Source organism: Dietzia sp. NPDC055877 (assembly GCF_053615975.1).
Genome location: NZ_JBSHCV010000002.1, coordinates 25614 through 48078, shown reverse-complemented (window position 1 = coordinate 48078; position 22465 = coordinate 25614). Strand labels below are relative to the sequence as shown.

The window sequence follows — 22465 nt, the reverse complement described above, 5'->3', positions numbered from 1 at the left end:
GCCTCGACCCGGAGTCCCCGGGCGCGGACGCGTCGGATTTCACCGACGAGCAGGTGGGGTCGGACGGCCGGCCGGCCGTGTTCGGCATGCGGCTGCCCGGTCGCGCTGACGTCACGAGTGCCATCGGCCGCCTGGCCTACCGGCGTCGCAGCCATCGCATCCAGCGCATGGCGGGTAAGGCGTCGGCTGAGAACGCCGTCAAGATCGAGAAGGGTGTGGAGACCGGCACCCCGCTGGCCGACGCCCCGGTCCCGGCGGACGGGCACGCGGTCGAGCCGTTCGTCGCCGACCCGCAGGTGGCCGCGTTCTTCGACGTGGACAACACGCTGATCCAGGGTGCCTCGATCATCCTGCTGGCCCGCGGGCTGGCCAAGCACAAGTTCTTCACCGCCAAGGACATCATGGGGTTGGCGTGGTCGCAGGCCAAGTTCCGGATCTCCGGCGAGGAGAACGCCGACGACGTGGCGAGCGGACGCGACAAGGCACTGGCGTTCGTCGAGGGCCGCACCGTCGCCGAGCTGACCGCGCTGAGCGAGGAGGTCGTGGACACCTCGATGCTTGACCGCGTCTGGCCGGGCACACGGGCGCTCGTGCAGATGCACCTCGACGCCGGTCAGCAGGTCTGGCTGGTCACCGCCACGCCGGTGATGCTGGCCCGCGTGATCGCCACCCGGCTGGGCCTGTCGGGCGCGCTGGGGACGGTCACCGAGGAGAAGGACGGCGTCTACACCGGCCGGCTCGTGGGCGACATCCTGCACGGGCCCGGTAAGGCGCATGCGATCGCCACGCTCGCCGAGAAGGAGGGCTTCGACCTGTCGAAGTGCTACGCCTATTCGGACAGCTTCAACGACATGCCGATGCTGACCATGGTGGGCCACCCGGTGGCCATCAACCCGGATTCGAAGCTGCGGAAATACGCCTCGGAGAACGGCTGGAACGTCAAGGACTTCCGCACGGTTCGACAGGCCGCCAAGAAGGCCGTGCCGGGTGTGCTGGCGGTCGGCGGGATCGCCGGCGCCGGGGCGGCTATGCGGTCGAAGTACTCCTCCCGCCCCGGCGGCGCGTAGCGCGAGGTCAGCCGAAGAAGACGCTGCCGCGTCGCGCGAGGTTCCGGAACAGCGTGTTCTGGATGGTCTCGCGGACCTGGTCGGTGATCTCGAAGACCACCATCGGGTCGTCGGCAGCGTCCGGCCCCAGGTGCGCGGTCTCGATGGGCTCGCCGAACTCCATCGTCCACTTGGTGGGCAACGGGATACCGCCGAGCCCGCCGAGGAGCGGGAACGTCGGGGTGATGGGCATGTACGGCAGTCCGAGCAGCCGCGCGAGCGCCGGGATCTCGCCGATCTTCGGGTAGATCTCCTCCGAGCCGACGACCGAGCACGGGATGATCGGCGCGCCGGCGGCCAGCGCGGTGGACACGAACCCGCCGCGGCCGAAGCGCTGCAGTCGGTAGCGGTCGGCGAACGGCTTACCGAGGCCCTTGAACCCCTCGGGCCACACGGCCACCACGTGACCGTCCTCGAGCAGTCGCTCGGCGTCGGCGTTGCAGGCCAGGGTGGCGCCTGCCCGGCGGGCCAGCGGCGCGGACACGGGCAGCGTCATGGCCAGATCCGCGGCCAACAGACGCAGGGCACGACCACCGTGGTCGTGGACCGCGACGCTGGTCATCAGCCCGTCGAGCGGGAGCACGCCGGCGTGGTTGGACACGATCAACCCCGCGCCCTCGTCCGGGATGTTGTCCGCCCCGATCACCTCGACCCGGAACCAGTGCTCGAACAGCGGGCGCCACAGGGGCAGCCAGACGTTGGTGTAGAAGTGTTCGTCGAAGCCGAACTCGTCGACCTCGTAGCCGCCGGTGATGCGGGTCGCCAGGATCTCCCCGGCGGTGTTGATGGCCTCGGCCATCCCGGACAGCGCGCTGACGTCGCCGGTCGCGAGCATCACGTCCACGCCGCGCGCGAGATCGCGGACCGGCGCGAGCATCTCGACATCGATCGGCACGGCCTCCACGATCTGCCCGAGGGTGGCCCGCATCGAGCTGAGGAACCTGTCGACGATCCGCCCGATCTCGGTGGCGGCGGCGTCGCTGCTGGTGGTCGCGCCGAGGAAGCCCTCCCCGACCATCCGGTCACTCCGGGCGTCCCGGCGGCCCTCACCCCAGCGGGGGCCGCCGAGTGGCTGGCTCAGATCGAATTCCGGGCCCTTCACAACGCCTCCTCCATGCGGTCGGGCAGGGCCCCGATCGCCTCGAGCTCACCGATGGTGGTGTCCACGCCCGCGCGCAGCCGGTCGGCCACGGGCCCCGGTAGCAACTTCTCGAGCTTGGCGACCTTACGCTCCAGCGAGGCACGGGTGACCAGCGGTTCCGTCCCGGAGTCGACCAGGTAGGCGTGCAGGGCCTCGTCGGTGGTGTAGCTGGGCTGGAAGCCGAACTCCTTGCGCATGCGGGTGGTGTCCACCACCCTGCCGAACCGCAGGTACCGCATCTGCGACGGGCCGATGTCCCTGAGCCCCCGACTGAGCAGCATGCGGGCCGCGTACTTGAAGGTCTGCGGCGGCACCGGCAGCGGGATGTGGCCCGCCCGGCGGATCGCCCGGGCCAGCGTGAGCACACCCTCGGCGGCGATGTTGTACGTGCCCGGCGCCGCCCCGAGGGTGGCGTGGAGCAGCGCGTCCAACGCGTCCTGCGGGTGCAGCAGTTGGACCCGCGGGTCGTAACCGGCAAGCACCGGCGCGACCGACGGCAGCAGCAGCTCCCCCAGCACGGTCGGCTCGGGCAGCCCGAGGATGGCGGGGATGCGCAGGATCGTCACGTCGATGTCCGGGCGCTTGCGGGACATGCCCCGCACATAGCCCTCCACGGACAGGTGGTCCAGCGGGATGCCGCCGCTCGGCTGGCGGCGCGCGGCCATGTCCTCGGTGAACATGGCCGGGTCCGAGCCCGAGGAGCCGTAGACGGTGGTGGAGGAGATCAGCACGAACCGCTTGACGGTCGAGGCCCTGCCACACGCCGCGATGACGTGCATCGAGCCCATGATGTTGGACTCCTTGACGGCCGCCCGGCCGCCCGGCGCGAAGTCGGTGTGGAACAGCCCGGCGTGCACCACGGTGTCGATCCCCGCCTCGCGCAGGATCCCCTGCAGACGCGGCGACTGGGGGTCGAGCCGGACGAACTCCGCGTCACGCATCCGCCTGCGGTGCTGGGGTGACGGCTTGACCGAGTCGATGGCCAGCACGCGCTCGACGGACTCGTTCCGGAGCAGCATGCCCACCAGGTGCGCGCCGAGGTAGCGACTGCCGCCGACGACCGCGACAGCACGCGCCGGCGGGCGGCTGGAAGCTTCGGTGTTCACCCGACCGAGTCTAGCCGCGACGTGCCGTGCGAACCGGCCCCGGCCGGAAATACACCGATGCCCGCCACCACTGGGGCGACGGGCATCCGCTACAGGCGTGAGTCCGGGCGCGATCAGCGCGCCGCGGGACTCACTTACCGAGTTTGCGACGCTGCACGCGAGTCCGGCGGAGCATCTTGCGGTGCTTCTTCTTGGACATACGCTTGCGGCGCTTCTTGATCACAGAACCCATATCGGGGTCACCTACCTGTCGACTACTGGTCGTGGACCTTGGCTTGCGCTCCGGCGTCTGAAGCGGGCTTCTCGAGCCGGAACGGAACCAGTCCAGCCTACCTGCAGGCGGGTCCGCGACGAAAATGGGTCCGGGACGGAATGTACCTCCGCCCCGGTCGGGTCAGCCTGCGGAGAAGTACGAGGTGTCGAGGTACTCGTGCACGGCCTTGGCGTGGACGCGGAACGAGCGCCCCACCCGGACGGCCGGCAACTCGCCGGAGTGCACGAGTCGGTAGACCGTCATCTTGGACACGCGCATCAGCGCGGCCACCTCGGCAACGGTGAGGAACTGGGAGCCCCCCGCCGGCTGCGAGCCGCCTTCGGTCTTGTCGGTAGTCGCCATCGTCACAACCCTTCGTGGCACGCGTCGCGCCGCAGGCTTCCCCTCCTGCGGTACGGACACGCACGTGCTGGAGATGAGCCTAGCGTGAAAGGTGTGATCAATGCGACGGGAGTGGGCGAATTACTTCAATGACACGCCGCCGAGACCTGAGTTCACCCGTTCTGAACTGGGCTTGTGCTAAAAGCGACGTCCCGCCAGGTGGGGTTTCTCTCACCTGGCGGGTCGCCTCCCTCGCTGCTTCGCCCTCCCGGCAACCGCCCGGTCCGTTCTCGTCGAGGCCGGCGGGTGCGTGCGGGTGGGCGTGCGCCGCGGGTCAGTCGATCTCGTCGTCGTCCTCGATCACGGCCCGCGCCATCTCGCGGGACCGCGACGCGGCGGCCTCGACCGCATCGGCCACCGCCGCGCGCAGGCCTCCCGACTCGAGGCGGCGGATCGCCGCCGCGGTGGTGCCGCCCGGCGAGCTGACGTTGTAGCGGAGCTGTCCTGGGCCCTCGCCACCGCCGGCGAGCATCGCGCCGGCGCCGAGCGCGGTGCCGGTGGCCAGGGTCGTGGCCACGTCGCGGGGCAGGCCCTGCTCCACGCCGGCGTCGATCAGCGCCTCGGCGAGGAGGAAGAAGTAGGCGGGGCCGGACCCGGACACGGCCGTCACCGCGTCCATCTGGGCCTCGGTGACGACGACGACGGCGCCGACGCTTTCCATGATCGACCGCACCTGCTCGAGATGCTCGTCGCGCGCGAACCGGCCCTTGCAGATGGCCGAGACGCCCTGGCCCACGAGCATCGCGGTGTTGGGCATGACCCGCACGACCGGCGAGCCGGCGCTGAGTCTGGTCTCGAGCGATTCGGTCGAGACACCCGCGGCGAGCGAGACCACGATCGACTCGTGGACGCTGTCGGAGATGGCGTCGCCGACCCGCTCGGTCACCGCGGGCACATCCTGCGGCTTCACGGCGATCGCGATCACATCGGCGCCCTCACACCCGATGTCGAGGGTCGTGGGCAGGATGGAGTACTTCTTGGCCAACTCGTCGGCGCGGGCCTGGACGGCTTCGATCACCACGATGTCCGACCCCGGGGTCCCGGCCTCGCGGAGACCCGCGATGAGGGCCTCTCCGATGCGTCCGCCACCGACCACTGCGATTCTCGTCATGCCCATCACAGTGCCACACCGCCGCGGGCCGGCCCCGGCGTGCCGCCCCGCTGACGTGCGCGCTGAAATGAGCTCCGCCCGCATCCGGAAGCGGATGCGGGCGGAGTCGGTACGTGCTGGTGCGGAGCCGCTAGGTGACGAGCCTGAGCAGGAGCGGCCCGCAGGTCACGCCTATGCCCACGATCACCGCCAGGGCGATGCTGACCGTGTCATTCGACCGGCGCAGCACGCGCACCATGGCGACGAGCCCCACGATCACGATGATCGCCAGCGCGAACGCCACCCACGGCAGGTCGGTCCACAGCAACTGGAAGCCGATGAACAGCGCCGCGCCCGCGACCGCGGAGGCGAGTACCTGGGCGACGAGGATCATCCACTGCGACGCGGGCGACCGCTCGGTGTCCGCGTGATCGGCACGCGTGGCATCCGGGTGATCGGCACGCGCGGTGTCCGGGTCGGCGTCGCGGTACCGGTCCGTCGTGGCCGGTGCGGAGTCCCGGTCACCGGAGACCGCGGCCGCAGTCATCCCGGCGACGCCGGCGCCGCCCGCGGCAGCAACCGCAGCCCGGCCGAAGGAGCCCTCGCGGCCGTCCGTGTCAGTGCCCTCGGGGGCGGCTGAACCGGTGACCGCGCCAGCGTCCTTGACGCCTGGAGCGGGCGCGGTCGCGGCGGGAGCCGCATCGCTGTTCTTGTCTGTGGCCCTGTCTGAGGCCTTGTCTGCGGCCTTGTCCGTGGTGGCCGCGCCTGCGGCGACCACGCCGGCCGGAGCCTCGGGAGCACTGTGGGCTGTGGAGCCACTGCCGGTCGGCACGCCCCACGCCTGCTGCCGGGCCGGGGCGGAGTCCGCCCGACCGGCGGTGTCCCCCGCGGCGGTGTCCCCCGCGGTGGAGTCCTTGGCCCGCGTCGGCGCCTGTGCCTGCGTCTGCGCTTGAGACTGCGTCTGCGCGGCGGTCGGCTGCCCGGGACCGGCCTGGGAACCGGCACCCGAGCCGGTCGCGGCGGCGCCCGCAAGACCCGCGGCACCGGCAGCAGCGCCACCCGCCGCCGCGGCACCGGCCACACCGGCCCCGGACGGCCCGCGATCATCGCGCGCGTCAGGGGTCCAGGCGCCCGTCGGGCGCGCCGCGGCCTGGTCCTTTTCCTTGCGCTTACGGCCGAACAGACCGCGACGCTTCTCCTGCGGCTGCCCCTCGGGCGTCTCGTCCGCGGTCGCGGGAGCACCGGCCCCCGGGGCGGGCGGCTGCTGCGCGGGCGCCTGCTGTGTGGGTGCCTGCTGTGCGGGTGCCTGCTGTGCGGGTGCCTGCTGCCGGGCCCCCGGCTGCTGGTCGCCCGGCTGCTGGGCCGGGATCCTGGCGGTCTGGGCCGCCGAAGGCTGCGCTGCCGGCGGCTGCTGCGCGGTCGGCGACTGCTGTGTCGCCGACGGGCGCGCCTGCGACGCCGACGCGGGAGCCTGCCCCGACTTCGGGGTGGACGGCTGCGGTGTGGGCGGCGTCGTCGTCGCCCTACCCGTCGCCCCCGACTGCGCGGTTCCCGCGCCCGCACCGGTCTGGTCGCCCGTCGCCCGGGGCCCGTCCGCCGACGGCGACGAACCGCCCTCGGCAGCCTCCGCCTCGCGCGCATGACGCCGCGCCGCACGGCCACTGAGGACCGTGTCATCGGTGATGCGCGGGATCTCACCGGTGAGCTCGGAGACACTCACCCCACCCTCGTCAGCCCGGCGGCGCCGACGCCCGGTGGGCGCGACCTCCTGCTGCTCCGCGCCCATGCGCTTGAGCAGCTCCGCCACGGTGATCTGCTGACCGTCAGAATCCTCGGCCATCGTCAGCTTCCCTTCCCGTCGCCGCCCACGTCCCGGTCGAGACGCTGAAGAATGAGCCCCTCACGCAGAGCCCACGGACAGATTTTCACACTTTCCAACCCCAATGCACGCATGGACGCCTCCGCGACCAACGCGCCGGCCACCACTTGATACGAACGATCAGCGCTGACGCCCTCCAACTCTGCCCTGTCCGCAGCGGTCATGCGAGAGATGAACGCGATCACCTGGCGCAGACCGGCCGCGGTGAGAATCCGCTCGACCCGCGGCCCCTCGGACGACGGCGCCGCGCCCGTCAGGCGTGCCAGCATCCGGAAGGTCTTGGAGGAGGCGCAGGCGACATCCGGATCGCCGGCGGCACGCAGCTCCTTGGCCGGCCCCTCCAGCTCCGCATCGATGTAGTCGCGAAGCTGATTGATGCGCTTGCGCTCCGGCGGGTCCGTCTTGAACCAGTCGTGGGTCAGACGGCCAGCGCCCAGCTGCAGGCTGAAGGCGTGCTCCGGCAGCTCGTCCTCCCCGCTGGTCAGTTCGAGCGAACCACCCCCGATGTCGAGGTTGAGGATCCGCCCGGCGCTCCAGCCGTACCACCGCCGCGCCGCGAGGAACGTCATGCGCGCCTCGTCCTCACCGGAGAGCACCCGCAGTTCGACGCCCGTCTCCTTGGCGACCTTGGCCAGCACCTCGTCCGAGTTCGCGGAATCCCGCACGGCGGAGGTCGCCAGCGCCATGACCTCCTTGCACTTGGTGGCCTTGGCGAGATCGGCGGCCTCGTTCACCGCGTCGATCAGGCGGGCGATGCCGGTCTTGGTGATGCTGTTGTCCTGATCCAGGTACTCGATGAGACGCAGGCGGGTCTTGGAGTCGTTCATGGGCGTGGGGTGGCCACCACGATGCGCATCGACGACGACGAAATGAACCGTGTTACTCCCGACGTCCAGGACACCTAATCTCACACGCCCACCCTAAACGGTCTACGGTCGCTGGTTGTGACCGCCACCGAACCTTCTACAACCCCGGGTACCCCTCGCCCCGAGGTCCCGTTGGACTTCCCTCGCGAGTGGTACAGCTTTCCCGACCCGACCAACGGCGAGCATCTCATCTCAGTGGACATGACGTGGCTGCTCTCGTCCTGGACGTGCGTCTTCGGCACGCCCGCCTGCCACGGCATCGACAGTTCCCAACCGGAGTCCGGGTGCTGCACGCACGGCGCGTTCCTCTCGGACGACGAGGACCGTGAGCGCCTCACCCGGAACGTCTCGCTCCTGGCACCCGGCGAGTGGCAGCATCGCGACGCCGCGTTCGCGGCCGCCGCCGCCGAGAACTCCGAGAACGAGGTGTGGCTCGAGGAGGATGAACTGACGGGCGACGACGGCGAGATGGAGCCGGCGCTGCGGACCCGCAAACTGGGCGGGCGCTGCGTCTTCTTCAACGACCCCGGCTGGCCGGCCGGGTCGGGCTGCGCCCTGCACCACATGGCCGGGCGCACCGGGCGGAGCCTGCCGGAGTCCAAGCCGGACGTGTGCTGGCAGCTGCCGCTGCGCGTGACCCACGACTGGGAGGACCGCGCCGACGAGGTGGAGATCCTCCACACCCGTGTAGGCGAGTACGACCGCCGCGGCTGGGGCCCCGGCGGGCTCGACCTCGACTGGTACTGCACAGGCTCGCCCGAGGCGCACGTGGGCGCCGAGCCCGTCTACGTCTCGCTGCGCGACGAGCTGGTCGAGTTGCTGGGCGAGGAGCCGTACGAGGTGCTGGCCGCGGCCTGTGCGCGGCGGCGGCAGCTGGGCATCGTGGCCGTGCACCCGGCGACCGCCCGCGCGTGCGGGGCCTGAGACCGGCTGCCGACCCGCCTCCCCCGCCCACTCTCCGCCTCGCCGCCAGCCGGGCTGGGCGTCGACCGGCTGCGGGGACCGCACGCGCAGCGGATCAGGGCTCGAACTTGTAGCCCAACCCGCGGACGGTCACCAGGTGCACCGGCTTGCCCGGATCCTGCTCGACCTTCGAGCGCAGGCGCTTGACGTGCACGTCGAGGGTCTTGGTGTCGCCCACGTAGTCCGAACCCCACACGCGGTCGATGAGCTGCCCGCGGGTGAGAACCCGGCCGGAGTTGCGCAGCAGGTACTCGAGCAGATCGAACTCCTTGAGGGGCAGCGTCACCGCCGCCCCGCGGACCGTCACCGTGTGCCGCTCGATGTCCATCCGGACCGGTCCCGACTCGAGGACACCGATCTCCTCGGGTTCGTCCGCCTCCTTGTCGGCCCCGCGGCGTAGGACCGCCCGGATACGCGCGATGAGCTCGCGGGCCGAATAGGGCTTGGTCACGTAGTCGTCGGCGCCCAGTTCGAGCCCCACGACCTTGTCGATCTCACTGTCCCGGGCGGTCACCATGATGACCGGCACGCTCGAGGTCACGCGGAGTCGCTTGCACACGTCGGTTCCCGACATCCCCGGGAGCATGAGGTCGAGCAGCACGATATCGGCGCCCTCGGACTCGAAGCTCTCCAACGCGGTCGGGCCGTCGCCGGCGATGGTGACGTCGAAGCCCTCCTTGCGGAGCAGGAAGGCCAGCGGGTCCGCCAGCGAGTCCTCGTCCTCCACGATCAGCACCCTGGTCACGGCACCTGGTCCTCTCCTTGATCGACGTGCTCTGTGGCGGGAGACGCCCCGCCGGAATCCGGCTCCACATGGGCCGGGAGTTCGAGAGTGAAGGTCGACCCGGTCCCGGGTCGACTCCACAGGGATACGGCGCCGTTGTGGTTCTGGGCGACGTGTTTGACGATCGCCAGCCCCAGGCCGGTGCCGCCGGTCGCGCGGGAACGGGCCTTGTCGACGCGGAAGAAGCGCTCGAAGACGCGCGTCTGGTGCTCGGGGGCGATCCCGATCCCGCGGTCGGTGACCCGCAGCATCACCGTGTCGCCGGAGATCCCCCGGGTGATCGACACCGGCGTGCGCTCGTGCGAGTAGTTGATGGCGTTGAAGATGAGGTTCGCCAATGCGGTGACCAGCAGGGTCCAGTCGCCCTTGATCTCCAACCCGGACGGCGAGTCGGTGATGAGCTCGATCCCGGCCGTCTCCGCGGCGTTTGCCGCCCGCCGGAGTGCCTCGTCCACCACGTCGTCGACGTCCACCGGCTCCGGGTCGCGGATCCGCTCTGCACCCTGCAGGCGGGAGAGCTCGATGAGCTCGGTGACCATCTTGCCCAGCCGCTGCGCCTCGCTCACCACGCGACCACCGAAGTACTCGACCGAGTCCGGGTCGTCCTTGGACTCCAGGAGCGCCTCGGCGAGAACCGCCATCGCCCCCACCGGGGTCTTGAGCTCGTGGGAGACGTTGGCCACGAAGTCGCGCCGGGCGGCCTCCATGCGGCGGTGCTCCGAGTCGTCGTCCGCGAACACCACGACGAACTGCTCGCCGTGGCCCTGCAGGATCTCGCAGCGGCCGCTGACCGACGGGATTCGGCGACGGCCGGCCGCCATCTTCGCGGGCAGGTCGAACACCGAAGTCCGGTCGTCGACGAACGTGGCGTGCGCCGCCGTCCAGACCGGCTCGATCAGCAACCGGTCCTCGACGATGCCCAATTCGTCGGCACGGCGGTTGAACAGCACCACGTCCTGGTGACGGTCCACCACGGCGAGCGCGTACGGCGCCTGCTGATAGACCGCCCGCAACACATCGAGCCTGGTCGGCCCGGCCTGCTCCGCACGTCGCCGGTCGGCTCGCGCATTGATCAAGGGGATGACGAAGCCGCCCACGACGAAGCCGATGATCCCGGCGACGATCGCGAGGAAGATCCCCAGACTGACCTGCACGACCCAGATACTACGACCCGGGTATCCCGCCCGGAAAAGCAGAACCCCCCGTCCACCTGCGCGAAGTTCGCAGATAGACGGGGGTTTACGGCTCGTTCACCGGGCCTTCACCTCACGCGTGGGCGGTGGCCCGGACGGCGTGTCGCCCGCGCGACGGCGGCCCCGAGGAGGTGGGGCTACTTTCCGCCCTGGCTGGCCACGGCGGCAGCGCCGGCAGCGGCGGCCTCCGGGTCGAGGTAGGTGCCGCCCGGGTTGGCGACCTTCCCGGCCTCGTCGAAGCGGTAGACCAGCGGGATGCCGGTCGGGATGTTCAGACCCGCGATGTCGTCATCGGAGATCTCGTCGAGGTGCTTGACCAGCGCGCGCAGCGAGTTGCCATGCGCGGCCACCATGACCGTCTCGCCGGCCGCGATGCGCGGGGCGATCTCGGCGGTGTAGTACGGGATGAAGCGGTCCACCACGTCCTTGAGGCACTCCGTCAGGGGCACCTCCGGGAGATCGGCGTAGCGGACGTCGCCGGTCTGCGAATACTCGTTACCCGGGTCGATGGCCGGCGGCGGCGTGTCGTAGCTGCGGCGCCACAGCATGAACTGGTCGTCGCCGAACTCTTCCTTGATCTCCGCCTTGTTGAGGCCCTGCAGCTTGCCGTAGTGGCGCTCGTTGAGCTTCCAGTGCCGCACCACCGGCACCCAGTGGCGGTCGCATGCGTCCAGCGAGATGTTCGCCGTGGTGATCGCGCGGCGCAGCAGCGAGGTGTAGACGATGTCCGGGAGGATGCCCTCCTCCGCGAGGAGCTTGCCGCCGCGGACCGCCTCCTCACGACCGAGGTCGGTGAGATCGACGTCGACCCACCCCGTGAACTGGTTGGACGCGTTCCACCGGGACTGGCCGTGACGCAGGAGGACGAGTGTTCCGTAAGTCATAGGTCCATTATGACCCGATGCTCACCGGCTACGGTGCAAGCATGACCGCAGACGCCGGAGACACCCCCGAAGCCACCGACCGGCCCTGGACGGTCCACTACACCCCGGGGACCACACACGACCTGGATTACGGCACCACCACCCTGTGCGACCAGTTCGACCAGGCCGTCAGCGCCCACTTCGAACGGCCCGCCACCGAGTTCTTCGGCCGGGTGACCACCTACGGCGATCTCGGCAGCCGGGTCCGGCGCGCCGCCGAAGGCCTCCGCCTCCTGGGCGTGGGCAAGGGTGACCGCGTGGCCGTCCTCCTGCCCAACTGCCCCCAGGGCATCGTGGTGTTCTACGCGGCTCTGCGACTGGGCGCGATCGTCGTCGAACACAATCCCCTGTACACGGCCGACGAGCTCGAGGCGCCCTTCGCCGATCACGGTGCGAAGGTCGTCGTGGCGTGGAACGTCGTCACCGACGTCGTGCAGGACCTCGCGACCCGCCCCGACACCGCGATCGAGCACGTCCTCGCCGTCGACCTCCTCGACGCGTTCCCCACCGCCAAGCGCCTCGCCCTCCGGCATCTCCCGGTGCCCGCGCTACGCGCCTCCCGCGACAAGCTGTCCCGCCCCGACACGCACACCCCGCGCTGGGCGGCCCTGGAGACCGGCCCCGAGCTGGATTTCTCCCATCCCTACCCCACCAACGACGACGTGGCGCTGATCCTCTACACCTCCGGCACCACCGGGACGCCCAAGGGCGCGATGCTCACCCACGCCAACCTGGTCGCCAACTCGACCCAGGGCAAGGCCTGGGTGCCCGGGCTCGAGCCCGGCAAGGAGCGGTTCCTGGCCTCGCTGCCGATGTTCCACGCCTACGGGGTGACGATGTGTGTGGTGTTCGGCATCGCCCAGGGGGCCCGGCTCCAGCTCGTGCCGACGCCCGACATGGACCTGATCATGCCGATCTTCGCCAAGGAGCCGCCGACATTCATCCCGGCCGTCCCGCCGATCTACACCCGCATCCTCGAGGAGGCCGACAAGCGCGGCATCTCGCTCAAGGGCATCCGCAACTCCTTCTCCGGGGCCATGAGCCTGCGCGCCGACCTCATCGAACGGTGGGAGGCCGCCACCGACGGCCTCTTGGTGGAGGGGTACGGGATGACCGAGACCTCGCCCATCACGGTGGGTAATCCCATGTCGACGGCGAGGCGGGCCGGCTCGATCGGCGTCCCGTTCCCCGACACGGATATCCGGGTCGTCGACAAGGAGGACCCGTCGCGGGACGTTCCCACCGGGGAGCCCGGTGAGCTCCTGGTCAAGGGTCCGCAGGTCTTCCCGGGGTACTGGAACAACGAGGAGGCGACCGCGGCGACGCTGCACGACGGCTGGCTGCGCACCGGCGACGTGGTGGAGCAGGCCCCCGACGGTTTCCTGCACGTGGTGGACCGGATCAAGGAGGTGATCGTCACCGGCGGGTTCAACGTCTACCCGTCGGAGGTCGAGGCGGTACTGCGGACGGCTCCCGGCATCGCCGACTGTGCGGTCGTCGGCCGGCACGGGGCCCACGGTGAGCAGGTCGTCGCGGCGGTGGTGCTCGAGCCGGGTGCGTCGCTCGATGTGGACGCGATCCGCGCCCACTGCAAGTCCTCGCTCGCCGGGTACAAGGTGCCGCGCGAGTTCGTCGAACTCGACGAGCTGCCCGCCAACCCGATGGGCAAGGTGCTGCGCAAGAAGGTCGCCGAGGCCATCAACCCCTGACCCCTGGAAAGACCTGCAGCGGCTCGAGACGACAGAGCTGCGCAAGCCCACGAGCCAGCTCAACTCCCCCGACTTACGCTGCGCCGGTGACCTGCGCTGCCGGCGTGTACGCAATGCAGCCACTCACGCTGGCACGCGGGACCCTCCCGCCAGCGCAAGCCCACAAGCCAGCGCAACTCCCCCAACTTACGCTGCAGAACTGCCCGTCCGTGCTACTCGGGCTGGGGCAGATCCTCGGTGAGGTGGCGGAACGCCTCCAGGTTGCGCAGCGACTCGCCACGCGAGACCCGCCACTCCCATTCCCGGCGGATCGCGGTGTGGAAGCCGGTCTCGATGATGATGTTGAAGTCGTGGTCGGCGGCCTCCAGCACCTGCCCGAGCACGCGGTCGAGCTCCTCCTCCGTCACCGCGACCAGCGGCATCCGGCCGACCAGATAGATGTCGCCGTTGTTGTCCAGCGTGTACGCCACCTGGTACATCCGGCGATTGCGACGCAGCAGGTACTTGTAGACCTTCTCGAAGTCCTCGTCCGGCCGGCGGCACACGAACGCCTCGACGCGCACGCTCTCGCGGTTCACGGTGAGATGGCAGGCCGTCTTGAGGCGCTTCTCCCCCGGCAGCTGCACCACGAAGGTGTTGCCGTCGGCCAGCGTCGACTCGATGTCCCGCTCCACCAGGAAGTCGCGGATCCGCTCGACGGTGGGGGCGTCGGCCTCGTCCGGACGTCGGGCGGGCCCGGACGCGGCGCCAGCAGAGGAGCCTGCACCGTCGAGGGCACCGGCCCCAGCCGCAGCATCATCCTCGCCGTCGTCGCCCATGCGCTTGCTCTCGGTGGGGTCGATCATCGTGGCTCCTTCGCGGGTTAGAATGGACTCAGGCGCGGGTTGGAACGAACTCAGGACGCCGTGGCCGCCGCGCGCCGCGCCCGGTACGAGGCCATCGTGCCCGCATACGACGCCACCAGCCCGTCGGCCGTGGAATCCCAGCTGAACCCGGCGGCGTGCACCGGGGCGTGGCGGGACATCTCCAGCCGCAGCTCGTCGTCGTCGAGCAGTGATCCGAGGACCCGCGCCCACTCGCGCGGATCGTGCCCGTCCACGGTGAGCCCGGTCCGGCCGTTCGCGACGGCCGTCGGCAGCCCGCCCACGGCGGCGGCCACCACCGGCGTCCCGCACGCCTGCGCCTCCAACGCGACCAGCCCGAACGACTCTGAGTACGACGGCACCGCCACGATGTCCGCGGCCCGGTACACGTCGACCAGCTCCGACGGCGGGCGCGGCGCCAGGAAGCTCACGCGGTCGGCCACGCCCAGCTCCTCGGCCAGCTCCATGAGCGAACGCGGCCGCTCGAGCCCCGACCCGCTGGGCCCGCCCACCACGAGCAGCCGCACGTCGCGGTGCGGCTCGGCGCGCACGATCTCGGCGAGCGCCCGCACCACCACGTCGGGTGCCTTGAGCGGCTGGATGCGGCCGACGAACGCGATCACCTCGGAGCGCTGCGCCACGCCGAGTGCGCGCCGGGCCTGCTCGGTGCCGCGCCGGGTGCCGGGCGTGTACTGCTCGAGGTCGGCGCCGGGGGGGACGATGTCGATGTCGGCCGGGTCGGCGTCGTAGTAGCCCACGAGCTCGTCGCGTTCCCCGGTGGTGTTGACGACCAGCCGGTGCGCGGCGTCCACGATCTGCTGCTCGCCGATGCGTCGCGACTCCGGTTCGGGGGTGTCACCGCTGGTGAGGACCGCGTTCTTGACCTCGGCCAGCGTGTGGGCGGTGTGCACGAGCGGCACGCCCCAGTGCTCGGAGGCGACCAGCCCCGCCTGGCCGGACAGCCAGTAGTGGGAGTGGATGAGGTCGTAGTGGCCGGGCGCCTGGCCGGCCTCGGCGCGCATGACGCCGGCGACGAACGGACACAGCTGCGTGGGCAGGTCCTCCTTGCGGAGGCCCTCGAACGGGCCGGCCACGATGTTGCGGACCAGCACGCCGTCGCCCGCCTCCTCGACCGGCGGCTGCGACGAGTGGGTGGCGCGGGTGAAGATCTCCACCTCGACGCCGCGGCGGGCCAGACGCCGCGCGGTCTGCAGCACGTACACGTTGAGCCCGCCCGCGTCACCGGTGCCGGGCTGGGCGAGCGGCGAGGTGTGGAACGACAGCACCGCGACGCGCTTGGGGAGCGGCGCGTCGGGTCCGGGGCGGAGGTCGGAAACGGTCACCAGTCCGATTGTGCCTCCGTGCGCGCCGGGGTGCACGCGGCGCGGGGGCGGGGATCGGGTGGGACGACGACGACAACGCCCGCCGCTCGCCCACCCCCCACGGGCGGTGTGGGGTGTCTACAGTTCGGCGGCGAAGGCGTCGAGCTCGGCGAGGAACTTCGGCTTCTCCTCGATGAAGGGCGCATGGGCGGACTCGGCGAAGCCCACGTAGCGGCCGCCGGGGATCATCTCGGCGTTGGCCTGACCGGCGGACGGCAGCACCACGCCGTCGTGCTCACCGTGGATCACCAGCGCGGGGATGCCCAGGCCGCGCAGTGTCTCGTCGTTGTCCACGCGACGGGTGAGCAGCTTCTGGCGGACGGTCGGCGGGGTGGCCAGCGAGAGTCCGAAGATCCGCTGGCCGCTCGTGCCGTCGCCGGACCGCATCATGGCGCTCCCGAAGCTCGCGAGCGCGGCCACGGCCCTGCCGGGGTTCTCGTCGAACGCGCCGTTCGACGTGACCTCGACCATGGCCGGGCCGATCGCGCCGCCGGCGGACCGGGACACCGAGGTGACGGCGCCGCAGAGCACGATGCCCGCGACCCTGCCCTCGCCGCGGGCGGCGAGGTAGTCCGACACCACGATCCCACCGTACGACCAGCCGAGCAGGATCGCGCCCGCCCCATCGCTGACACCGGCGGCGTCCAGGACCGCCTCGACGTCGTCAGCCCACTGCGCAGCCGAGTCATAACCGGCGTCGGCGACGTCGGAGTGGCCGTGTCCGCGCAGGTCCAGCGCCACCACCCGGAACCGGGTCGCCAGGTCGGCCAGAAGATCCGGGCCCCAGCAGGCGCTCGACTGGGCCCAGCCGTGGATCAGCACGAGCGGGCGCGCGGCGGGGTCGCCGAGCACGCGGTAGGCGATCGTGGTGCCGTCCGAGGAGACGGTGGAGGCGAGGGAATACGTGGCGGGAGAGGTCATGTCGGCCATCGTGCCAGTCCCATCGCTATCGCACGTCGGCTCGTCGGAGGTGTCCCCCGAACGCGGAGGACCCTCCCCCGGAGCCGCCCCGTGCGGTTACCGTGTTCCAATGGCAGCCACCACCACCGCGACAGACCCCGACGTCGTCGTCCGGATGTTCTTCGACGCCCTCGCCTCCGGCTCGACCGCCGCCGCGGCGGAACTGGTCTCCGGCGACGTGTGGTGGGCGAACATCGGGCTGCCGACCGTGCGCGGCAAGCGGGCCGTCGTCGGCGCGATCGCCGCGATGCACCGCAGCGTGCGATTCGGGGTCCGGACCCGCCATCTCGCGGTGTCGGCGCCCGCGGACCCCACCGATCCCCGCTCCCCGCACATCGTTCTCACCGAGCGCACCGACTCGCTCGGGATCGGCCGGTTCCGCTGCGACTTCTGGGTGTGCGGGCGGCTGGAGGTCCGCGACGGCCTGGTCTGCGGCTGGCAGGACTACTTCTCCACCGCCGACATCGCGCGCGGCGCGGTGCGCGGGCTGGTCGGGATGATCCCCGGCCGTCGCGTCGGTCGATAACGCGGCATTAGGCGCGCGGTCGGCCCGCGGCCGCTGAGCAGCCGTACGGCCGGCGACGTCGTCACCTACGCTCGAGTGCATGACCGATCACAGTGCCGCCCGTGAGCGCCTCGCCGCCCTGCCCGCCGACACCCGCGTGGCGGTGGTGACCGGCGCATCGTCGGGCATTGGCGAGGCGAGCGCCCGCGAACTGGCAGGCCAGGGCTTCCACGTGATCGTTGGCGCGCGGCGCGCCGACCGGCTGGAGGCACTCGCCGCCGAGATCGGCGGCACCGCCCTGCCTCTCGATGTGACCGACGCGGACTCGTGCGCGGCGTTCTGCTCGGCCATCCCCCGCCTGCACGTGCTGGTCAACAACGCCGGCGGCGCCAAGGGCACCACCAGCGTCATGGACGCCGACGAGGAGCAGTGGCGCTGGATGTGGGAGACCAACGTCCTCGGCACGCTGCGGATGGTCAAGGGACTCATGCCGACCCTCGTGGACACCGGCGACGGGCTGGTCATCACCATCACCTCCATCGCGGCGCTCGAGTCGTACGACAACGGCTCCGGCTACACCTCCGCCAAGCACGCGCAGGCCGTCCTGCACCGGACGCTGCGGGGCGAGCACCTCGGCCAGCCCGTGCGGTTCACCGAGATCGCGCCCGGCATGGTCGACACCGAGTTCTCGAGCGTGCGGTTCGACGGCGACGCGGACAAGGCCGCCGCCGTCTACCGCGGGCTGACCCCGATGATCGCCGAGGACATCGCGGAGATCGTGGGATTCGTCGCCAGCCGGCCGTCGCACGTGAACCTCGACCAGATCGTGGTGAAGCCGCGCGCCCAGCACTCCGCGATGCGGGCGCACCGCGACTGAGCCGGGGCCGGATCACGACGCTCCGGCGGCGCTACAGAAGGTGAGGCTAGGCAACGTCAGGTTAGGCTTCACACCGGCAGGTTAGGCTAACTGACCTGGCACGATGCCGCGCGCGGTCCTATTGTGGGACCCCTCGGGAGAACCCCTCCCGGCGCGTCTCGACTCTTGTCGAGGCCGCCTCACGAAAGGCGCCACCATGACCCAGAGCAGCAGCACCTACGCCGAACTCCTCTCCGCCCAGGTCGGCCACGAGTTCGCCGCCAGCCAGCAGTACATCGCGATCGCCGTGTGGGCGGACGCGCAGGACCTTCCGCAGCTGGCCGCCCGCTTCTACCAGCACAGCCTGGGCGAGCGGAACCACGCCATGATGATGGTCCAGTACATGCTCGACCGGGACATCCCCACCGTGATCCCCGCCGTGCCGGCGCCCCAGGCCGAGTTCGACGGGCCCGTTGGCGCACTGAGCCTCGCGCTCGAGCAGGAGAAGCAGGTCACCCGCCAGATCGAGGCGCTGTTCCAGGCCGCGCGCGCCGAGGCCGATCCGCTGGGCGAGCAGTTCATGCTGTGGTTCCTGCGTGAGCAGGTCGAGGAGGTCGCCAACATGAACACGCTGGTGACCATCGCCGAGCGCGCGGACGACGACTGGTTCCGCATCGAGGAGTACCTCGCCCGCGAGACCGACGCCTCCACCAACACGGGCACCCCGCCAGCGGTCGCCGGCGGCGCGGTCTGAGCACGACCGCCTGACAACGGCGGGCCGGCAGGGCAGGCGGTCAGCGCGACCAGTCGGCCAGCCTCTCGACGAGGATGCGGTTGCTCTCCTCGAGCGCGGCGGCGTTGGCCTCGGCCGATCCGCCGGACAGCATCCCGTCGGCATGCGCGCCGGGCACGGAGAACACGTGCCCGGCGTCGTCGTATATGTGCACCTCCGTACTCTCCGGCAGGTCCTCGGCGATCCGCCGGGCAGCCGCGTCGGCAGGCCACACCTGGTCGTCGCCGCCGGCGAACACCAGCATCTCCCCCGGTAGTCGCGTGAGATCGATGCGGGCATCGCCGGACTGCGGCGCCTCGAGCGCCCCCTCGAACACCGGCCGCAGGTGGATCGGCGCGCCGAGGAGCGAGGCAAGCGCCAACCTCAGGACCGGCCCGCGACCGGGCGCGTCGGCGTAGGCGACGTACGGCACGTCCTGCCCGCCGACCGTCCACGACGACACCACGTTCCGCTGGTCCATCCCCTGCATCACGTGGTCCATCGGCGCGAACAGCACCAGGTTGTCGACCCGCGGCTCGTAGGTCGGCAGCAGCGCGGCGAGCTCGGCCCCCTTGGACGTCCCGACGATCGTGACGGGATCGGCCGATTCGGCGTTGGCCTCGGCCCAGTCGATCGCCTGCGACGCCGTCTCCACGGGGACCCGGTCCAGCGTCTCCGACTGGCCGGGCTGCCCGAAGTAGAACAACGACAGCACCTCGTGCCCCGCGCGCGCCAGCAGTTCGGCGTGCTCGAAATCGGGCCCGCCCTCGGAGCCGCCCCAGGTCAGCACCACGCCCTCGTGTCGGATCGTCTCGGGCCGCAGATGGAAGCCGCGCACTCTCCCGTCGGCGATCGGTGTGACCTCGATGCCCGGCAGCTCCGTGGGGTAGGACGCCGGGTTCCGCGGCTCGGCGTAGGCGAGGGCGGGTTCGGGGTAGCGGAAGTGGTTGACGACGCGCGCCGCGACGACCGCGAGGACGACGACGAGGAGGAACACGAACGGCCACCTCAGCACGTTCCAGAGCTTGCGCATCGTGCTCCTCCCCGGGGTGGCCGTCTGTCGGCAGCCTATCCAGACGCGGGGCCCTGCCATCGCGATTACGCCGAGCGGACGTACTCCGCGTAGGTCACCCCGCTCTCGAATTCCCGGCTCATCCGCCGCGTGAGCGGCATCGCCGACGCGCCCGGCTTCGCGGCGGCCGCGCCGATGAGGGGGATGCCGTCACCGAGCACGAGCGGGTTGACCTTGAGCCGGAGTTCGTCGATCTCGTCGATCAGCGTCGCCGCGAGTGCGCCGCCGCCGCACAGCCAGATGTCCAGCCCCGACTGCTCCGCCTTGAGCCGGCGGACCACGGTGACCGGGTCCTCCGAGGTGATGGTCAGCCCCTCCTGTGTCGGCAGGTCGTCGGGATGGCTGGTGAACACGTACTGCCGCAGGTGCGGATAGCCGCTGGCCAGCCCCTCGTCCACGGCCACCTGGTGGGTGGCCCGTCCCATCAGGACGGTGTCGAACACCCGCGGGGGCGTCTCGGCCAGGCCGAGTTGCTCGCGGAAGTGCCCGGGGACGGACTCGGGGTAGTGCTCGACGATCCAGGGCCCGTGGTCTCCCTCGAGCGGGAAGAAGTCGAAGGCGCCGTCGGGGGCGGCGATGTAGCCGTCGAGGGTGACGGCCACGTAGTAGATGAGCTTTCGCATGGTGGTTCCTCTGGTCGGTTCTCGGATTGGTCGCGGATCAGGCGAGGGTGATCACGTCGTCCACCCCCACGCGGTCACAGAACCCGTCGTCGTGACTGACCAGCAGGAGGGCACCCCGCCACTGCGCGAGCGCATCGGCGAGCACCTCCACTCCTTCGAGGTCGAGGTTGTTGGTCGGCTCGTCGAGGATCAGCAGCTGCGGCACCGGCCGGGCGAACAGCTCCAATGCCAGTGCCGCGCGCAGCCGCTCGCCGCCGGACAGGTCGCCGAGCCGGCGGAACCCGGCGTCGCCGATGAACAGCATCCGCGCCGCGTGGGCGTGGGCCTCCTCCGCCGACGCCGAGGGGCGTACCGCGCGGATCGCGTCGACGACCGAGCAGTCAGGATGCTCGACACGCAGGTCCTGGGGCAGGAACGCCCACGGGGTGGCGATCGCCGGGGTGACGGCGTTGTCGTCGTCGTTCCCACGCATCGCACCGGACGCCGCGTGGTCACCGGCGGGATCGTCGCGATGGCCTCCGATGAGGCGGCGCAGCAGCGTCGTCTTGCCGCTGCCGTTCGGGCCGGCGAGCCGGACCCGGGCCGGCCCCGCGAGGTGGATGCGGCCGGCGACTGGGTCCTCGACATCCACCACCACCCGGCCCGACGGGAGCTGCGGGTCGGGTAGCTCGACGCGCAGCAGTTCCTCGCGGCGGACCGCGGCATCGGCCTCGCGCATCCGTTCCTGCGCCTGCTCGACGCCCCGCTCGTGGGTGGCCCGGTACTTCGCGGCCGACTCCTGCGCCGCCCGCTTGCGCGCCCCCATGATGATCTTCGGCTCGCGCTTGGTGGCTTCCATCTTCCGGCCGTACCGCTCGCGCCGCGCCAGCGCCACCTGCGCGTCGGCCTTGTCGCGCTTCTCGGACCGCAGGTCATTGCGCGCGCCGGTCAGTGCCTGCAGCGCCGCCGACTGCTCGGCGTCCACCACCTCGCGGTAGTGCTCGTAGTTCCCGCCGAACACGCGGGTCCGGCCCGCGCGGAGTTCCACCGTGGTGTCGGCGCGGTCGAGGAGTTCGAGATCGTGGCTCACGACCAGCGCGATGCGGTTGCCGCCCGCCACGAATCGCTCCAGCGCGCTGAACAGCCTGCCGCGCGCCCGCGAGTCGAGGTTGTTGGTGGGCTCGTCCAGCAGCAGCACCCGCGGATGCCCGAGGAGTCGACCGGCCACGGCCGCGAGCGTGCGCTCCCCGCCGGACAGCTGGCCCACGGGTCGGTCCAGATCCGTGGGGAGGCCCAACTCGTCGAGCTGCGCGACCGTGCGTTCGGCGATGGTCCAGTCGTCGGCGAGGCGGGTGAAGTCGTCGTCGTCGCCCTCTCCCGCCTCGATCCGCGCCAGCGCCGCGAGCCGGCCGCCGACCCCCAGCTCATCGGCGAGGGTCCGCTCGGCGGGGGCGTCGGCCAACAGTTGCGGCACGTACGCGACATCGGCGGGGTAGGCGGAGCCGGCCGCGGAAGCGGTGGCACCCGCGGAAGCGGTGGCGGCCGGGTCGGTGGCGGCCGGGTCGGTTGCGGTCGGGTCGGTTGCGGCGCCCGCGGCAATGATGGCGGCGCAGGCCACGCCGTCGACTGTGATCGATCCCCGTGCGGGCGGCAGCACGCCGGCGATCAGCCCGAGGAGGGTGCTCTTGCCGGCGCCGTTGCGGCCGACGAGTGCGGTGAGCCCCGGACCGATCGCGAGGTTCAGGCCGGAGAAGAGTGTGGTGTCGTCGGGAAACGCGAAAGCGACGTCCGACAGGACGAGGGAAGACATGTGTGCTCCAGGGAGGTGGCTGATGGGCCGAATCTCACCTGTGGTTACGCACTGTCCTGTGTTCTCCTCGTTAGCGCTTCTCGGCCCTGCGCCCCTCGCCCGGCGGGTCTCCCCTGCCCGGACGCCGTGCGCTGCCGACGTGCTCGCAGCACATTACCCCCGCCGCAACGTCCACACAAGACCCGGTAACCCGCCCGGCCCCACCGGCGGTTGCAAGACATCACCCCC

Annotated in this window: 22 protein-coding genes; 6 read left to right on the top strand and 16 right to left on the bottom strand. The window is 71.1% G+C overall.

Annotation, left to right across the window (positions count from 1 at the left end):
* The first annotated feature begins 86 nt into the window (after positions 1 to 86).
* Complete coding sequence (locus ACWGLC_RS02395; protein ID WP_452098727.1) at positions 87 to 1067, top strand: HAD family hydrolase; 981 nt, start codon at positions 87 to 89, stop codon at positions 1065 to 1067.
* A 7-nt stretch (positions 1068 to 1074) separates the two neighbouring features.
* Here ACWGLC_RS02395 and ACWGLC_RS02390 read toward each other — a convergent pair whose 3' ends face one another.
* The 7 genes from ACWGLC_RS02390 to ACWGLC_RS02360 all read right to left on the bottom strand — a co-directional run bounded on the left by ACWGLC_RS02390 (position 1075) and on the right by ACWGLC_RS02360 (position 7888).
* Positions 1075 to 2208 carry a lysophospholipid acyltransferase family protein gene (locus ACWGLC_RS02390; protein ID WP_452098408.1) on the bottom strand — a complete coding sequence of 378 codons (1134 nt, stop codon included), beginning with the start codon at positions 2206 to 2208 and terminating at the stop codon, positions 1075 to 1077.
* Positions 2205 to 3353, bottom strand: a complete 1149-nt coding sequence (locus tag ACWGLC_RS02385) for an NAD-dependent epimerase/dehydratase family protein (RefSeq protein WP_452098407.1) — start codon at positions 3351 to 3353, stop codon at positions 2205 to 2207. Before ACWGLC_RS02385 ends, ACWGLC_RS02390 begins: the two co-directional genes overlap by 4 nt.
* A gap of 130 nt (positions 3354 to 3483) precedes the next feature.
* Positions 3484 to 3585, bottom strand: coding sequence for a 30S ribosomal protein bS22 (locus ACWGLC_RS02380; protein WP_003855542.1), 102 nt, complete (start codon positions 3583 to 3585; stop codon positions 3484 to 3486).
* Between the two features lie 162 nt (positions 3586 to 3747).
* Positions 3748 to 3969: a helix-turn-helix domain-containing protein gene (locus ACWGLC_RS02375; RefSeq protein WP_452098406.1), complete on the bottom strand. Its 222-nt coding sequence runs from the start codon at positions 3967 to 3969 to the stop codon at positions 3748 to 3750.
* 313 nt (positions 3970 to 4282) lie between these two features.
* Positions 4283 to 5119, bottom strand: a complete 837-nt coding sequence (gene proC / locus ACWGLC_RS02370; RefSeq protein WP_344993977.1) for a pyrroline-5-carboxylate reductase — start codon at positions 5117 to 5119, stop codon at positions 4283 to 4285.
* Between the two features lie 130 nt (positions 5120 to 5249).
* Positions 5250 to 6938 (bottom strand): hypothetical protein, encoded by a 1689-nt coding sequence (locus ACWGLC_RS02365; protein WP_452098405.1) that lies wholly within the window; start codon positions 6936 to 6938, stop codon positions 5250 to 5252.
* A gap of 2 nt (positions 6939 to 6940) precedes the next feature.
* A complete protein-coding gene (locus ACWGLC_RS02360; protein WP_452098404.1) occupies positions 6941 to 7888 on the bottom strand; it encodes a Ppx/GppA phosphatase family protein in 948 nt (315 codons plus the stop codon).
* 33 nt (positions 7889 to 7921) lie between these two features.
* Here ACWGLC_RS02360 and ACWGLC_RS02355 point away from each other — a divergent pair, with 33 nt between their 5' ends.
* Entirely contained in the window at positions 7922 to 8767 is an 846-nt protein-coding gene (locus ACWGLC_RS02355) for a hypothetical protein (RefSeq protein WP_452098403.1), read from the top strand.
* Positions 8768 to 8861: 94 nt separating this feature from the next.
* Here the strand turns inward: ACWGLC_RS02355 and ACWGLC_RS02350 are convergent, their stop codons facing one another.
* The 3 genes from ACWGLC_RS02350 to ACWGLC_RS02340 form a co-directional block, all read right to left on the bottom strand.
* On the bottom strand, positions 8862 to 9551 hold the full coding sequence (locus tag ACWGLC_RS02350) for a response regulator (RefSeq protein WP_452098402.1): 690 nt from the start codon (positions 9549 to 9551) through the stop codon (positions 8862 to 8864).
* Positions 9548 to 10744, bottom strand: coding sequence for a sensor histidine kinase (locus ACWGLC_RS02345; RefSeq protein WP_452098401.1), 1197 nt, complete (start codon positions 10742 to 10744; stop codon positions 9548 to 9550). Before ACWGLC_RS02345 ends, ACWGLC_RS02350 begins: the two co-directional genes overlap by 4 nt.
* A 176-nt stretch (positions 10745 to 10920) precedes the next feature.
* Positions 10921 to 11667 carry a phosphoglyceromutase gene (locus tag ACWGLC_RS02340; RefSeq protein ID WP_295651200.1) on the bottom strand — a complete coding sequence of 249 codons (747 nt, stop codon included), beginning with the start codon at positions 11665 to 11667 and terminating at the stop codon, positions 10921 to 10923.
* Between the two features lie 41 nt (positions 11668 to 11708).
* Here ACWGLC_RS02340 and ACWGLC_RS02335 point away from each other — a divergent pair, with 41 nt between their 5' ends.
* Positions 11709 to 13415: a long-chain-fatty-acid--CoA ligase gene (locus ACWGLC_RS02335; RefSeq protein WP_452098400.1), complete on the top strand. Its 1707-nt coding sequence runs from the start codon at positions 11709 to 11711 to the stop codon at positions 13413 to 13415.
* 212 nt (positions 13416 to 13627) lie between these two features.
* Here the strand turns inward: ACWGLC_RS02335 and ACWGLC_RS02330 are convergent, their stop codons facing one another.
* The 3 genes from ACWGLC_RS02330 to ACWGLC_RS02320 form a co-directional block, all read right to left on the bottom strand.
* Complete coding sequence (locus ACWGLC_RS02330; protein ID WP_452098399.1) at positions 13628 to 14260, bottom strand: YbjN domain-containing protein; 633 nt, start codon at positions 14258 to 14260, stop codon at positions 13628 to 13630.
* A gap of 50 nt (positions 14261 to 14310) precedes the next feature.
* The gene (gene mshA / locus ACWGLC_RS02325; protein ID WP_452098398.1) at positions 14311 to 15621 is read right to left on the bottom strand and encodes a D-inositol-3-phosphate glycosyltransferase; all 1311 of its coding nucleotides are present in this window, start codon (positions 15619 to 15621) and stop codon (positions 14311 to 14313) included.
* Between the two features lie 117 nt (positions 15622 to 15738).
* Positions 15739 to 16590: an alpha/beta fold hydrolase gene (locus ACWGLC_RS02320; protein WP_452098397.1), complete on the bottom strand. Its 852-nt coding sequence runs from the start codon at positions 16588 to 16590 to the stop codon at positions 15739 to 15741.
* A 100-nt stretch (positions 16591 to 16690) separates the two neighbouring features.
* Between ACWGLC_RS02320 and ACWGLC_RS02315 the strand changes: the two genes are divergently transcribed.
* The 3 genes from ACWGLC_RS02315 to ACWGLC_RS02305 all read left to right on the top strand — a co-directional run bounded on the left by ACWGLC_RS02315 (position 16691) and on the right by ACWGLC_RS02305 (position 18735).
* Positions 16691 to 17146 carry a limonene-1,2-epoxide hydrolase family protein gene (locus tag ACWGLC_RS02315; protein WP_452098396.1) on the top strand — a complete coding sequence of 152 codons (456 nt, stop codon included), beginning with the start codon at positions 16691 to 16693 and terminating at the stop codon, positions 17144 to 17146.
* Positions 17147 to 17225: 79 nt separating this feature from the next.
* Complete coding sequence (locus ACWGLC_RS02310; protein ID WP_452098395.1) at positions 17226 to 18002, top strand: SDR family oxidoreductase; 777 nt, start codon at positions 17226 to 17228, stop codon at positions 18000 to 18002.
* Between the two features lie 196 nt (positions 18003 to 18198).
* Positions 18199 to 18735, top strand: a complete 537-nt coding sequence (locus ACWGLC_RS02305) for a ferritin (protein WP_230928470.1) — start codon at positions 18199 to 18201, stop codon at positions 18733 to 18735.
* Positions 18736 to 18775: 40 nt separating this feature from the next.
* Here the strand turns inward: ACWGLC_RS02305 and ACWGLC_RS02300 are convergent, their stop codons facing one another.
* The 3 genes from ACWGLC_RS02300 to ACWGLC_RS02290 form a co-directional block, all read right to left on the bottom strand.
* A complete protein-coding gene (locus ACWGLC_RS02300) occupies positions 18776 to 19786 on the bottom strand; it encodes an alpha/beta hydrolase (RefSeq protein ID WP_452098394.1) in 1011 nt (336 codons plus the stop codon).
* 65 nt (positions 19787 to 19851) lie between these two features.
* Complete coding sequence (locus tag ACWGLC_RS02295; RefSeq protein ID WP_452098393.1) at positions 19852 to 20448, bottom strand: dihydrofolate reductase family protein; 597 nt, start codon at positions 20446 to 20448, stop codon at positions 19852 to 19854.
* A gap of 37 nt (positions 20449 to 20485) precedes the next feature.
* Positions 20486 to 22237, bottom strand: a complete 1752-nt coding sequence (locus ACWGLC_RS02290; protein ID WP_452098392.1) for an ATP-binding cassette domain-containing protein — start codon at positions 22235 to 22237, stop codon at positions 20486 to 20488.
* Positions 22238 to 22465: the final 228 nt, after the last annotated feature.